This window comes from Streptomyces sp. NPDC101393, assembly GCF_044767385.1.
In the GTDB taxonomy this organism is placed as follows: Bacteria; Actinomycetota; Actinomycetes; order Streptomycetales; family Streptomycetaceae; genus Streptomyces.
Map to the genome: position 1 here is coordinate 617,458 of NZ_JBIWNU010000005.1, position 13,205 is coordinate 630,662.

10 protein-coding genes are annotated in these 13,205 nt (G+C 70.3%); 5 read left to right on the plus strand and 5 right to left on the minus strand.

The window, feature by feature from the left end:
• Nucleotides 1-114 precede the first annotated feature (114 nt).
• The gene (locus ACIRQ7_RS19375; protein WP_404263785.1) at nt 115-1,671 is read left to right on the plus strand and encodes a ricin-type beta-trefoil lectin domain protein; all 1,557 of its coding nucleotides are present in this window, start codon (nt 115-117) and stop codon (nt 1,669-1,671) included.
• Between the two features lie 67 nt (nt 1,672-1,738).
• On the opposite strand, the gene ACIRQ7_RS19380 is transcribed toward ACIRQ7_RS19375, so the two are convergent.
• The 3 genes from ACIRQ7_RS19380 to ACIRQ7_RS19390 all read right to left on the minus strand — a co-directional run bounded on the left by ACIRQ7_RS19380 (nt 1,739) and on the right by ACIRQ7_RS19390 (nt 6,768).
• Nucleotides 1,739-2,707: a YIP1 family protein gene (locus ACIRQ7_RS19380; RefSeq protein ID WP_401465862.1), complete on the minus strand. Its 969-nt coding sequence runs from the start codon at nt 2,705-2,707 to the stop codon at nt 1,739-1,741.
• 288 nt (nt 2,708-2,995) lie between these two features.
• The gene (locus ACIRQ7_RS19385) at nt 2,996-4,327 is read right to left on the minus strand and encodes an FG-GAP repeat domain-containing protein (protein ID WP_404263786.1); all 1,332 of its coding nucleotides are present in this window, start codon (nt 4,325-4,327) and stop codon (nt 2,996-2,998) included.
• A gap of 158 nt (nt 4,328-4,485) precedes the next feature.
• Nucleotides 4,486-6,768: a (Fe-S)-binding protein gene (locus ACIRQ7_RS19390; RefSeq protein WP_404263788.1), complete on the minus strand. Its 2,283-nt coding sequence runs from the start codon at nt 6,766-6,768 to the stop codon at nt 4,486-4,488.
• A gap of 307 nt (nt 6,769-7,075) precedes the next feature.
• Between ACIRQ7_RS19390 and dnaK the strand changes: the two genes are divergently transcribed.
• Genes dnaK through ACIRQ7_RS19410 form a run of 4 tightly spaced genes read left to right on the plus strand, consistent with a single transcriptional unit; the run spans nt 7,076 to nt 11,308 of the window.
• Nucleotides 7,076-8,944, plus strand: a complete 1,869-nt coding sequence (dnaK, locus tag ACIRQ7_RS19395) for a molecular chaperone DnaK (RefSeq protein ID WP_404263789.1) — start codon at nt 7,076-7,078, stop codon at nt 8,942-8,944.
• Nucleotides 8,941-9,627 carry a nucleotide exchange factor GrpE gene (gene grpE / locus ACIRQ7_RS19400; protein ID WP_404263790.1) on the plus strand — a complete coding sequence of 229 codons (687 nt, stop codon included), beginning with the start codon at nt 8,941-8,943 and terminating at the stop codon, nt 9,625-9,627. Before dnaK ends, grpE begins: the two co-directional genes overlap by 4 nt.
• A gap of 45 nt (nt 9,628-9,672) precedes the next feature.
• Nucleotides 9,673-10,854 carry a molecular chaperone DnaJ gene (gene dnaJ, locus ACIRQ7_RS19405; protein WP_401464003.1) on the plus strand — a complete coding sequence of 394 codons (1,182 nt, stop codon included), beginning with the start codon at nt 9,673-9,675 and terminating at the stop codon, nt 10,852-10,854.
• 1 nt (nt 10,855) lies between these two features.
• Nucleotides 10,856-11,308, plus strand: a complete 453-nt coding sequence (locus ACIRQ7_RS19410; protein WP_401464001.1) for a heat shock protein transcriptional repressor HspR — start codon at nt 10,856-10,858, stop codon at nt 11,306-11,308.
• Between the two features lie 72 nt (nt 11,309-11,380).
• Here the strand turns inward: ACIRQ7_RS19410 and ACIRQ7_RS19415 are convergent, their stop codons facing one another.
• Together ACIRQ7_RS19415 and ACIRQ7_RS19420 are read right to left on the minus strand one after the other, a co-directional pair.
• Nucleotides 11,381-11,785, minus strand: coding sequence for a hypothetical protein (locus ACIRQ7_RS19415; protein ID WP_401463999.1), 405 nt, complete (start codon nt 11,783-11,785; stop codon nt 11,381-11,383).
• A 343-nt stretch (nt 11,786-12,128) separates the two neighbouring features.
• On the minus strand, nt 12,129-13,148 hold the full coding sequence (locus ACIRQ7_RS19420) for a Uma2 family endonuclease (protein ID WP_404263793.1): 1,020 nt from the start codon (nt 13,146-13,148) through the stop codon (nt 12,129-12,131).
• Nucleotides 13,149-13,205 lie beyond the last annotated feature (57 nt).

Here is a 13,205-nt window from a genome sequence, read left to right on the forward strand (position 1 = left end):
TGACGATGTGTCGGCCTCCTTGCGCGCGTTTCGGCCAATACCGTTCCGGGTGTTCCGCCGGTGACTACCTCCGAGTAGAAACCGGCGGTAACAGCAGACCGGAGGGGAGCCCCAATGGTGCGTGCGAGACGTCGGAGCAGGGTGCGAGCGGCCGTCGGGATGGTGACGGTGACCGCGGCCCTGACCGTGGGTGTGAGTGTGGCGGCGGGCGGGGTGGCCAGTTCCGCGCCGCGGAGCGGGACGGAGGCCGTCTCCCGCCCCGCCGCCGGTAAGCCGCTGCCGCCCGAGTTGGAGAAGATCCGGGCGCAGGAGGCGGCGAAGCTCTACGGCGATCCGGCCGAGCGGCCGGTCGGTGAGCGGAAGACCTCGTTGATCTCGCTGGGGGACAGCGAGATCTCGGGGGAGGGCGTCGGGACGTACGAGCCGGGGACCGACGGGCCCGCCAACTGGTGCCACCGGTCGCCGGACGCGGCGATCCACCGGACCGGGATCGCGGCCGATGTGACCTACAACGCCGCCTGCTCGGGCGCGTACAGCGGCAATATCCGGATCGGCGGCAGCAAGCAGTACGCGGATGAGCTGGTGCAGAGTGACTCGCTGGCCATCGCGGCCCGCAACACCCGGCTGAAGATGGTGCTGTTGGTGGCGGGCGCCAATGACGATCTGCAGTTCGGGCCGGTGATGACGGACTGTGTCGAGCGGTGGTTCCTGCTCCAGGGGACCTGCGAGCAGAAGTACCGGCCGGGGTGGCAGGCGCGGGTCGACAGGCTGGTGCCGAAGGTGGAGCAGACCGTCGGCGATCTGCGGACGGTGATGCGGGACGCGGGGTACGCGGACGGCGACTACCGGCTCGTGGTCATGTCGTATCCGAGCCCCATCGGGCCGGACGTCGAGGACAACCCGCACTATCCGGGGAAGCTGCCGGGCGGTTGCACCGGCTACACGTCGGATGCGGGGTGGGGGCGGAACGCCGCCGTGCCGGCGTTCGAGAAGGGGATGCGGAAGGCCGCCGGCGACACCGGCGCCACCTATCTCGACGCCTCGCGGCTCTTCCACGGCCACGAGGTGTGCATGGAGGACACCTGGGCGCGCGGGCTGTATGTGAACCTCTCCAACCCCTTCCCGCCGGATGCGAATTCGGTGCGGCAGTCCTTCCATCCGAACGCCCGCGGACACGGCGCGTTCGCCTCGTGCCTGACGCAGCTGTACGCGTCGGGGCTGCGTGAGGCGTCCTGCGCCGATCCGGCGAGCACCGGGCAGCCGACGCTGTACGCGGGGGCCTGGGACGACGCCTACCGGCCGCTGAAGAACGCCGGTACGGGGACCTGCGTGGACGCGACCGGCGGATCCAGCCGCAACGGGACGGCGGTCGGCGGCTGGGACTGTGCCGACCAGCGCAACCAGCGCTGGTGGTTCGACCCCGAGCGGCGGGCGGTGCACGTGGAGTTGAGCCAGGACCGGTGTCTGGACGTGCCGGAGGCACGCTACGAGCCGGGCGCCGCCCTGGTCCTCTGGAACTGCTCGGGCGCGGCGAACCAGCAGTTCGTCCGGGCCGACGGCGGTACGGTCCGGCCGGCCGCCGCGCAGTCGCTGTGCCTGACGCTGGGCGCGGCGAAGGACCCGCTGCGGTTGCGGACGTGCGACGGATCGGCGGCGCAGCGGTTCGTCTGAGAGCGGTACGGCGAAGGGCCCGCCCCGGATGTCCGGAGCGGGCCCTTCGGCAAGGGCGGGTGTACGGCTACAGCGTGCCGAGCTTCACCAGGGCGAGCAGCGCGACCAGCTGGATCGCGGAGGCGCCGAGCGCCTTGGGCCACGGCAGGTCGTGCGACTTGTTGACCATCGACGTCAGCAGGAAGCCGGTCGCGAGCCAGGTCAGCCAGCCCAGGACCTGCACCAGCGGGCTGTCGCCGCCGAGGAACATCGCGAAGATCAGCCGGGGCGCGTCCGAGATCGTCATGATCAGCATGGACAGGCCGATGGTCGGGGCCCAGGCGCCGTCCCCGCCGAGCTGGCGGGCCAGGGTGTGGGTGACCGTGCCCAGGATCAGGCTGCCGATGACGAACATCACGGCGGTGATCAGCACCCAGGGGATGCTGTTGGCGAGTGTGGCGTTCAGCACGTCCTCGCGGGCCTTGTCGAAGCCGAAGACGGCGAGCAGGCCGTAGACGAAGGTGACGATCAGCGCCGGACCCCACACCGTGTGGTCGCGCATCTGCCAGAACGTCGGGTTGGGGCGCAGCACGATGCCGGACAGCAGCTGCTTCCAGTGCAGCCGGGGGCCGGCCGGCGGGGCCGTGGTCTGCCCGGCGCGGTAGGTGCCGCCGTCGGCGTACTGGCCGTCGGCGCCGCCGCCCGGCCGGTTGTCGTACTGGTCGGGATGCGGGCCGTACGCATCCGGGGCCTCGCCCACGCTGAACTGCTGAGTGTGGCCGGGGTTGTCATTGGCGTACGGCGCGTAGGACTGCTGCTGGGGCTGGTAGCCGCCGTCGCCGAAGTACTCGGGCTCGCCCGGCTGCCCGGGTGCGCCCTGCGGCTGCGGTTGTCCCTGGGGGCGGCCGCCGTACTGCGGTGGTTGCGGCGGCTGCTGCTGCCACTGCCCGTGCGGAGGCGGGGGCTGCTGCCCGTACGGTCCTTGCTGTCCGTACGGAGCCTGCTGCCCCTGCTGCGGTCCGTCTTGCGCGGGGCGGGCATCCCGTCCGCGACCCATCCTGAATCCAGCCACGTCATCGAACGTACCTGGTCCCCGGGGGCCGGGTGGCAAGGCCGGGGCTCCCAAGCGGCCTTTGCTGCTGACCTGTGACATCCCCTAGGGGGTCCCCGGAGGGATCAGGCCATGGGGGGAGGGGCATCAGGCCACTACGCCGTTGGGGCGGCGGCGGGGCACCGTGTCGGGAGCGGGCGGCGAGGCGCTGCGCACGGGGCCGTGGCGGGGCCGGGCCGCTCGCCGGGAAAGCGGACGGGCCGGGAGCGGGTCGCGGGTTCCCGGCGGCCGCGGTCACGAGCCGGACGGGGGCAGGAAGTCCGTTGTGGTGAGGGTGAGTTGAGGGCGGGTGCGGAAGCCGGACGGGCCGCCAGAGAGGACGGTGAGCCTGTCACGGGTGGTGCCGCGGCGGGTGAGGAGGACGAGGTCGGCGTGCCGGTCGTGGTCGAAGTCGGTGAGGGCCGGCACGGTGGTGAGGGTGGTGCCGGCGCCGGCGAGGCGGGGCGTGGGCAGCCGCTCCGGCGTGCCGGACAGGCCGCCGGGTGCGCCGCGCAGCAGGACGGGGCGGCTGCCGCCGAGGACGAGGTCGCTGCGGCCGTCGGCGTTGACGTCGCCGACGGCGAGGGTGGGGGCGCCGCCGCCCGTCCCGGTACGGAGGCTGCCGGGGCGGCCGGCGCCCAGGAGGCGGCCGTCGGTGTCGGCGGTCACCGCTGCCAGAGGCGCCCCGGCGCCGCCGAAGTGGCCGTAGGCCAGGGCGTATCCGGGCGGGAAGGCGGCGCCGGCGCGGGTCGGGCCCTGGGGGCCGCCGAGGGCGAGGCGGCCGCGGGCGCGGCGGCCGGGGTCGGCGGCGCGTACGAGGAGGTCGTCGGCGCCGTCGGCATTGGTGTCGAGGGCGGGGGCGAGCGGGCCCCCGGTGGTGGCGAGGGCGGTGCCGGGGACGGCGACGGGGGCGCCGGCCGCCTTCGGGGCGCCGGCGCGGGTGAACGGGCCGCGCAGGTAGCTGACGCGGGGCCCGGAGGCGGTGACGGCCAGGTCGGGCGCGCCGTCTCCGTTGAAGTCGCCGCAGACCGGCTGACCGGGCCATTCGTTGCCGATGCGGGCCCCGGCCGGGATGCGCAGTTTCACGGCGCGTACCGCGCCCAGGCCCTTCGGCGAGCCGAAGAGGAGCTGGACGGGGACGGGCGGGCGGCCGATGCCGTCATAGGGCGGGTCGGTGGTGACCACGAGGTCGGTGAATCCGTCCCCGTCGAGGTCGCAGGTGGTCTCCGCGTCGAAGGCGGCGGGGACGGTACGGCGGGTGGCGGCGGCGTTGCGGGCCGGGGTCAGCAGCTCGCGGGTGGCCGGGTCGAGGCCGTGCGCCGAGCCGTAGACGATGCCGATGCCGGGGTCGTCGTCATGGCCGCCGGCCGGGGCGAGGAGGCTGTCGACGACGAGATCGGGGTGGCCGTCGCCGTTGAAGTCGTGGGCGGTCCTGCTGCCGTCGCCGGCCGGTACGGGGCGTATGGGCGGGCCGGAGGCGCGGTGGGCGCGGGGGCGGTCGTCGCCGGAACCGCCGGAGGGGAGCAGGCCGCAGCCCGAGAGCAACAGGGCACAGCCGAGTCCTGCCGCCGCCAGCCGTCTTCGCACAACGCACCTCACCCGTAACGCTGTTGATGTGTGGACCGAGCCCCGGCCTTCCGGGGTGCGGATGATGCTGCCCAATGGGGCGGCGGGCCGCAATGCGACGGCCGGCCCCGCACATGCGCGGGGCCGGCCGTCGGTCGGGATTCAGCGGTGCTGCGGTGTCACTTCACCGGCTCGGGCTCCGGTGCGTCCTCGGTCTCCGGCTCGCCGGCCGGGTCGGCCGGGACCTTGACGGAGTCCAGCAGCAGCTGGGCGACGTCGACGACCTGGACGGATTCCCTGGCCTTGCCGTCGTTCTTCTTGCCGTTGACGGAGTCCGTCAGCATGACGAGGCAGAAGGGGCAGGCGGTGGAGACGATGTCGGGGTTGAGGGAGAGGGCCTCGTCGACGCGCTCGTTGTTGATGCGCTTGCCGATCCGCTCCTCCATCCACATCCGCGCGCCACCGGCGCCACAGCAGAAGCCGCGCTCCTTGTGGCGGTGCATCTCCTCGTTCCGCAGGCCCGGCACCTTGGCGATGATCTCGCGCGGCGGTGTGTAGACCTTGTTGTGGCGGCCCAGGTAGCAGGGGTCGTGGTAGGTGATCAGACCCTCGACCGGGGTGACGGGGGTGAGCTTGCCCTCGTCGATGAGGTGCTGCAGCAGCTGGGTGTGGTGGATGACCTCGTACTCGCCGCCCAGCTGCGGGTACTCGTTCGCGATGGTGTTGAAGCAGTGCGGGCAGGTCGCGACGATCTTCTTCGCGGACTTCGGCTTCTTGGTCGACTCGTCCACTGAACCGTCCTCCGCGAGGGACTCGCCGAAGGCCATGTTCAGCGTGGCCACGTTCTCCGCGCCGAGCTGCTGGAAGAGGAACTCGTTGCCCAGGCGGCGGGGGGAGTCACCGGTGCACTTCTCGTCGCCGCCCATGATCGCGAACTTCACGCCGGCGATGTGCAGCAGCTCCGCGAACGCCTTCGTGGTCTTCTTCGCGCGGTCCTCCAGGGCGCCGGCGCAGCCGACCCAGTAGAGGTACTCGACCTCGGTGAGGTCCTCGACGTCCTGGCCGACGACCGGGACCTCGAAGTCGACCTCCTTGACCCAGGCCAGGCGCTGCTTCTTGGCCAGGCCCCAGGGGTTGCCCTTCTTCTCCAGGTTCTTGAGCATCGTTCCGGCCTCGGAGGGGAACGACGACTCGATCATGACCTGGTAGCGGCGCATGTCGACGATGTGGTCGATGTGCTCGATGTCCACCGGGCACTGCTCGACGCAGGCGCCGCAGGTGGTGCACGACCACAGGACGTCCGGGTCGATGACGCCGTTCTCTTCGAGGGTGCCGACCAGCGGGCGCTCGGCCTCGGCCAGCGCGGACTGCGGGACGTCCTTGAGCTGCTCGGCGGTGGCCTTCTCGTTGCCCTCGTCGTCCTTGCCGCCGCCCGCCAGGAGGTACGGCGCCTTGGCGTGCGCGTGGTCGCGCAGCGCCATGATCAGCAGCTTCGGCGACAGCGGCTTGCCGGTGTTCCAGGCGGGGCACTGCGACTGGCAGCGGCCGCACTCGGTGCAGGTGGAGAAGTCGAGGATGCCCTTCCAGGAGAAGTGCTCGATCTGCGAGACGCCGAACTGGTCGTCCTCGCCCGGGTCCTCGAAGTCGATCGGCTTGCCCTCGGTGGTCATCGGCTGCAGCGCACCGAGCGCGACGTCGCCGTCGGCCTCGCGCTTGAACCAGATGTTGGGGAAGGCCAGGAAGCGGTGCCAGGCGACACCCATGTCGGTCTTCAGGGCGACCGTGATCATCCAGATGAAGGACGTCGCGATCTTCAGGCCGGCGAAGAAGTAGGTGAGGTTCTGGAGCGTCGGGACGTCCAGGCCCTCCAGCCCCGAGACCACCGGGTACGAGATGAAGAACGAGGCGTCGTAGCCGGCCACGTGATGCTGGGCACCCTCCAGCGCGTGCAGCATGAAGATGCAGACGCCGACGATGAGGATGACCGCTTCGACGAAGTACGCCTGGCCGATGTTGGAGCCGGCGAAGCGGGACTTGCGGCCCGCGCCGCCCGGCCTGCTCAGCTGCCGGATGACGATCAGGACCAGGATGCCGACGACCGTCATCGTGCCGATGAACTCGACGAAGACGTTGTAGGGCGCCCATTCACCGATGACCGGCAGCAGCCAGTCGGCCTTGAAGAGCTGGCCGATGGCGTTGACGATGGTGAGCAGCAGCGAGAAGAAGCCCACCGCCACGAACCAGTGCGCCACGCCGACGATGCCCCAGCGGTTCATCCGGGTGTGGCCGAGGAACTCCTTGGCGACAGTGACGGTGCGCTGGACGGGCTCGTCCGTGCGGGTGCCTGCGGGTACGGGCTGGCCTAGCCGTACGAAGTGGTAGATCTGCAGGATGGCACGGCCGAACAGCGCGACGCCGACCGCGATTAGGACCAGCGACACGATGATCGCGGCGAGTTGCATGGGTGGCTCCTCGAACCTGCGAGAGCGGATTTCTCGGGGGAATCCAGGGGACTCTAGGGAATTACTAAGCGGTAACTTTTCAGGTCTGCGCTGAGGTTACCCAGTATCCGCCGCCCCATGAAGCCGCCCGGCCGGTGATCTGTGTCGCGCAGGCAACCCTCTCCTGGGCGCGGACGTCTTGGCTGACATGGCACTGACGATAAGGCCGACATAAAAGTTGAGTGCGCCCGACTCAGCTCTGTTGACAGGTTTCGATCCGTGTTGCACGCTTGAGTCTGTTCCACTCAAGTCAGCTGGAGGAATTGAAATGGCACGTGCGGTCGGCATCGACCTGGGCACGACGAACTCCGTCGTCAGTGTTCTCGAAGGCGGTGAGCCCACCGTCATCACCAACGCCGAGGGCGCCAGGACCACGCCGTCCGTTGTCGCCTTCGCCAAGAACGGCGAGGTGCTGGTCGGCGAGGTCGCCAAGCGCCAGGCGGTCACGAACGTCGACAGGACCATCCGGTCGGTCAAGCGCCACATGGGCACCGACTGGAAGATCGACATCGACGACAAGGGCTTCAACCCGCAGCAGATGAGCGCCTTCATCCTGCAGAAGCTCAAGCGTGACGCCGAGTCGTACCTGGGCGAGAAGGTGGTGGACGCGGTCATCACCGTCCCTGCCTACTTCAACGACTCCGAGCGCCAGGCGACCAAGGAGGCCGGCGAGATCGCGGGCCTGAACGTCCTGCGTATCGTCAACGAGCCCACCGCGGCGGCGCTGGCGTACGGCCTGGAGAAGGACGACCAGACCATTCTGGTCTTCGACCTCGGTGGCGGCACCTTCGACGTCTCGCTGCTGGAGATCGGTGACGGCGTCGTCGAGGTGAAGGCCACCAACGGTGACAACCACCTCGGTGGTGACGACTGGGACCAGCGCGTCGTCGACTACCTGGTCAAGCAGTTCCAGAACGGCCACGGCGTCGACCTGGCCAAGGACAAGATGGCGCTGCAGCGTCTGCGCGAGGCCGCCGAGAAGGCGAAGATCGAGCTGTCGTCCTCCACCGAGACGACGATCAACCTCCCGTACATCACGGCCTCCGCCGAGGGCCCGCTGCACCTGGACGAGAAGCTCACGCGCTCGCAGTTCCAGCAGCTCACCTCGGACCTCCTGGACCGCTGCAAGACGCCGTTCCACAACGTCATCAAGGACGCGGGTATCAACCTGTCCGAGATCGACCACGTGGTCCTGGTCGGCGGCTCGACCCGTATGCCGGCCGTCGCCGAGCTCGTCAAGGAGCTGACCGGCGGCAAGGACGCCAACAAGGGCGTCAACCCGGACGAGGTCGTCGCCATCGGTGCGTCGCTGCAGGCCGGTGTCCTCAAGGGCGAGGTCAAGGACGTCCTCCTGCTGGACGTCACCCCGCTGTCCCTGGGCATTGAGACCAAGGGCGGCATCATGACCAAGCTCATCGAGCGGAACACGACGATCCCGACCAAGCGGTCCGAGATCTTCACCACCGCCGAGGACAACCAGCCCTCCGTGCAGATCCAGGTCTACCAGGGCGAGCGCGAGATCGCGGCGTACAACAAGAAGCTCGGGATGTTCGAGCTGACCGGTCTGCCGCCGGCCCCGCGCGGTGTCCCGCAGATCGAGGTCGCCTTCGACATCGACGCCAACGGCATCATGCACGTCGCCGCCAAGGACCTCGGCACGGGCAAGGAGCAGAAGATGACCGTCACCGGCGGCTCCTCGCTGCCGAAGGACGAGGTCGACCGCATGCGCCAGGAGGCGGAGCAGTACGCGGACGAGGACACCAAGCGCCGCGAGGCCGCCGAGTCCCGCAACCAGGGTGAGCAGCTCGTCTACCAGACCGAGAAGTTCCTCAAGGACAACGAGGACAAGGTCCCCGGTGACGTCAAGACCGAGGTCGAGACCGCCGTCGGCGAGCTGAAGGAGAAGCTCAAGGGCGAGGACACGGCCGAGATCCGCACCGCCACGGAGAAGGTCGCCGCCGTCTCCCAGAAGCTGGGCCAGGCCATGTACGCCGACGCCCAGGCCGCGGGTGGCGCCGAGGGCGCTGCCGGTGCCGCGGGCGCCGAGGGTGGCGAGGCGCAGGCCGACGCCGCCGACGACGTGGTGGACGCCGAGATCGTCGACGACGAGAAGCCGAAGAAGGATGGTGCCGCGTGACGGAGGAGACCCCGGGCTTCGACGAGAAGCCCGACGTCCCCTCCGACACCGAGTCCGCAGGAAACCCTGACGACGCGGCGCAGGCCGAGTCCGCCGACAACACGGCGGGCTCGTCCCCGGCCGGGGACGACAACGAAGGCACCCAGGACATCCAGGATGTCGCTCTGACGGCGCAGCTGGACCAGGTGCGTACGGCGCTCAACGAGCGCACGGCGGACCTCCAGCGGCTCCAGGCGGAGTACCAGAACTACCGCCGTCGGGTGGAGCGGGACCGGGTCACGGTCAAGGAGATCGCCGCGGCGAACCTCCTGACCGAGCTCCTTCCCACCCTCGACGACATCGGCCGTGCCCGCGAGCACGGCGAGCTGGTCGGCGGCTTCAAGTCGGTGGCCGAATCGATGGAGACCGTCGTTGCCAAGATCGGTCTGCAGCAGTTCGGCAAGGAGGGCGAGCCCTTCGACCCGACGATCCATGAAGCGCTGATGCATTCCTACGCACCGGATGTCACCGAGACCACGTGCGTGGCAATCCTTCAGCCCGGGTATCGCATCGGTGAACGAACGATCCGCCCCGCGCGGGTCGCCGTCGCCGAGCCGCAGCCCGGCGCACAGGCCGGCAAGCCCGCCTCGGAGGAGGACAGCACGTCGTCTGACGAGGAGAGCGGTGGCCCGGAAGAGGGCTGACGTGAGAACGACAGAGATAACCGCGCGGAAGGAGGGACGTCGGGGATGAGCACCAAGGACTTCGTGGAGAAGGACTATTACAAGGTCCTCGGCGTCCCGAAGGACGCGACCGAAGCGGAGATCAAGAAGGCGTACCGCAAGCTCGCCCGGGAGAACCACCCGGACGCCAACACCGGTGACGCCAAGGCCGAGGAGCGCTTCAAGGAGATCTCCGAGGCCAACGACGTCCTGGGTGACGCCAAGCGCCGCAAGGAGTACGACGAGGCCCGGTCGCTGTTCGGCAACGGCGGCTACCGCCCCGGTCCCGGCGCCGGCGGCGGCAGCTTCAACTTCGACCTCGGCGACCTCTTCGGGGGCGCGCCGGGCCAGAGTGGCGGCGGCGGTGCCGGCGGCTTCGGCGGCGGACTCGGTGACGTCTTCGGCGGCCTGTTCAACCGCGGCGGCGCGGGTACCCGTACCCAGCCGCGCCGCGGCCAGGACATCGAGTCCGAGGTGACGCTCAGCTTCACCGAGGCGGTCGACGGGGCCACGGTCCCGCTGCGGATGTCCAGCCAGGCGCCGTGCAAGGCGTGTTCGGGCACCGGCGACAAGAACGGCACCCCGCGGGTCTGCCCGACCTGCGTCGGCACCGGTCAGGTCAGCCGGGGCGGGGGCGGCGGCTTCTCGCTGACCGATCCCTGCGCGGACTGCAAGGGCCGGGGCCTGATCGCCCAGGACCCCTGCACCGTGTGCAAGGGCAGCGGGCGCGCGACGAGTTCACGCACCATGCAGGTCCGGATCCCCGCGGGCGTCTCGCACGACCAGCGCATCCGGCTGCGTGGCAAGGGCGGCCCCGGTGAACAGGGCGGCCCGGCCGGCGACCTGTATGTCGTGGTGCATGTCGACGCCCACCCGGTCTTCGGCCGCAAGGGCGACAACCTCACCGTCACGGTGCCGGTCACCTTTCCGGAGGCCGCGCTCGGCGGCGAGGTGAAGGTGCCGACGCTGGGCGGCCCGCCGGTCACCCTCAAGGTGCCGGCCGGCACTCCGAACGGCCGCACGATGCGGGCCCGGGGCAAGGGCGCGGCCCGTAAGGACGGCACTCGCGGTGACCTGCTGGTCACCATCGAGGTGATCGTCCCCAAGGATCTCGGCGACAAGGCGAAGGAGTCGCTGGAGAGCTATCGCGAGGCGACCGCGGGCCATGACCCGCGGGAGGAGCTGTTCCAGGCCGCGAAGGGAGCTTGAGATGGACAGCCGGGGCGGGCATCGTCGGAACCCGTATGAACTGACCGAAGAGTCGCCGGTGTACGTCATCTCCGTCGCGGCTCAGCTCTCCGGCCTGCATCCGCAGACCCTGCGGCAGTACGACCGGCTGGGCCTGGTCTCGCCCGACCGCACGGCCGGGCGGGGCCGCCGCTATTCCGCCCGGGACATCGAACTGCTCCGTACGGTGCAGCAGTTGTCCCAGGACGAGGGCATCAACCTCGCCGGCATCAAGCGCATCATCGAGCTGGAGAATCAGGTCGCCGCCCTCCAGCAGCGGGTCGCCGAGCTGCAGGGCGCCGTGGAGGGCGCGGCCAGCGCGATGCAGCAGCGGGAGGCGGCGGTGCATGCTTCCTACCGCCGCGACCTGGTCCCGTATCAGGACGTGCACCACACCAGCGCGCTGGTGGTGTGGCGCCCCAAGCGGGACGGTTAGCCGCCTGCGAACGCAGCGAGAGGGCCGGGGAAACCCGGCCCTTTTCGTCTGCCCGCCGCAGGTCGTCCCCGGTCAGCAGCCGTTGTAGCCGGCCGTCGGCATCGACAGGCGGCGGTGCACATGCGACTTCATCGCCAGTGTGTAGACGGGCTCGTCGACGTCGACGAGCTCCAGGCGGACGCCGGCCGCGGCGCAGCGTGCGGTGAACTCGTCGGCGCCGTCGATGGCGGTCTCCAGCGCCCTGCGGTTGGGCGTCACGAAGACATCCACCTTGCCCGCTTCGACGTCGCTCCACAGCGCGAGGTGGTCGGCGCGCAGCTGGTGCAGGCTGAGTTGGCAGGTCAGGTGGTAGTCACGGGCTGCCGCCCACTGTTTGCACATGTCGTGCTGGCGGCGGTCGTCGACCAGGAACGGGTCCTCGTCCAGCTCGGACAGCGGCATCAGGCAGGCGATCGCCGTCACTCGGACCGAGTTCATCGTGCCCTCCGGGGCGTGGCGACTGTGGGGGCGACGATACCCCCGCGGACGGCCCTGGGTGGAGGGGCGGTGCCGGGCGGCGAGGCGTAGCCGCAGGCGTGGCAGATCTTCCATCCGTCCTGGTTGACGGCGAGTTGGCCGCCGCACCGCGGGCACAGCTCGGCGCGCGGGCACGGCCGGGCGGGTTCCGCGCGGCGGGGAACGGTGGTGGGGATGCGCACTGCCGACGCCATAGGGCCTCCAGGCTCGGTGCCAACCGCTCCTGGGTACCAGGTGGTTGCCAGGGGGCGGGCGGAAGGGGCCCGGTTTCGGCCAGGCCGGGCAGCAGGGCGTCCTACCGGGCTCAGGCCCGGCCCAGCGCCTTGGTGACCGCGATCTCGATCATGACGCGGTCGGGGTTCGGCGACGGCATCCGGTGGTAGCGCCCGGCGTAGCGGTTCACCGCGTCCGCCACCGACTCGGCGTCCGTACGCACCCGCGCGATGCCCTCCAGCGTCGCCCAGCGCCCGCGGTCGACCTGGCACACGGCCACCGGCATCCCGTCCGGCCCGGCGGCGGTGATGTTCTTGACCTTGGTGCTGTCCTTGCGGGTGATGATCCGCGCGATCCGCTGCTCCGCGTCGTAGGTCACACCGACGGGGACGACGTGCGGGGTGCCGTTGCGGCGGAGGGTGGTCAGCGTCGGCATCAGGTATTCGCCCCAGAAGGCGAGGTACTCGGAGCTGAGGGCGGAGAGGTCGTGGGCCATGGGGCAAGGGTAGTTGGGGCCCGGCCCCGGAGCCTCAGAGGAAGTCGGTCGTCTCCAGGTCGAAGGAGAAGGCGCGGGGAGGGGGACGGACTTGCCGAAGGGGACCGTGATGTTCGCTACGTAGTCCTCTGCGGTGGGGTCGCTGAAGAGCGTGAGGGCGGACTTCTCGCGGTCGATGAGGAGGTAGAGCGGAATGCCGGCGCGGGCATAGTCGTGGTGCTTGGCGACACGGTCCTTCCGGGGCCTGCTCGACGTCACCTCGACGACCATGGCGACGCCGTCGCTGGGCATCCAGGGGGGCGCGCCGCGGAAGAGGCGCAGCGTGCGCGGGGCGATGGTGGCGTCGGGGACCACGTGGTCCGTGGGCAGACCGCCCGTACTGGAGAGGACGAGTCCCTTATGACCGGACCATTCCATGTCGGTCACCGACTCCCGTAGCACCTGCCGGTTGACGGTGCTCAGATAGTCCTCGTGATCGCCATCCGGCGGCGGTGTCACAACAATCTCCCCCTCGATGAGCTCGGCCCGGAAACCGGTCGGGGTTTCCAGGGCCAGAAAGCCGTCCAGGAGGGTGTTGTCCTGCGTGGGCATCGGCTCGTGTGCCATAGCCGTCATGCTGCACCTCCTTGTGGTGGAAGGCCAGTGGCGCCAGGGCGCAGCGCCGGCGAAGGT

Bases quoted from the DNA above. Each gene is read 5' to 3' on its own strand.
- ACIRQ7_RS19415 (WP_401463999.1), bottom strand. From the start codon at position 11,785: ATGAACTCGGTCCGAGTGACGGCGATCGCCTGCCTGATGCCGCTGTCC.
- ACIRQ7_RS19420 (WP_404263793.1), bottom strand. From the start codon at position 13,148: ATGACGGCTATGGCACACGAGCCGATGCCCACGCAGGACAACACCCTC.
- ACIRQ7_RS19380 (WP_401465862.1), bottom strand. From the start codon at position 2,707: ATGGGTCGCGGACGGGATGCCCGCCCCGCGCAAGACGGACCGCAGCAG.
- ACIRQ7_RS19390 (WP_404263788.1), bottom strand. From the start codon at position 6,768: ATGCAACTCGCCGCGATCATCGTGTCGCTGGTCCTAATCGCGGTCGGC.
- dnaK (WP_404263789.1), top strand. From the start codon at position 7,076: ATGGCACGTGCGGTCGGCATCGACCTGGGCACGACGAACTCCGTCGTC.
- ACIRQ7_RS19410 (WP_401464001.1), top strand. From the start codon at position 10,856: ATGGACAGCCGGGGCGGGCATCGTCGGAACCCGTATGAACTGACCGAA.
- ACIRQ7_RS19375 (WP_404263785.1), top strand. From the start codon at position 115: ATGGTGCGTGCGAGACGTCGGAGCAGGGTGCGAGCGGCCGTCGGGATG.
- dnaJ (WP_401464003.1), top strand. From the start codon at position 9,673: ATGAGCACCAAGGACTTCGTGGAGAAGGACTATTACAAGGTCCTCGGC.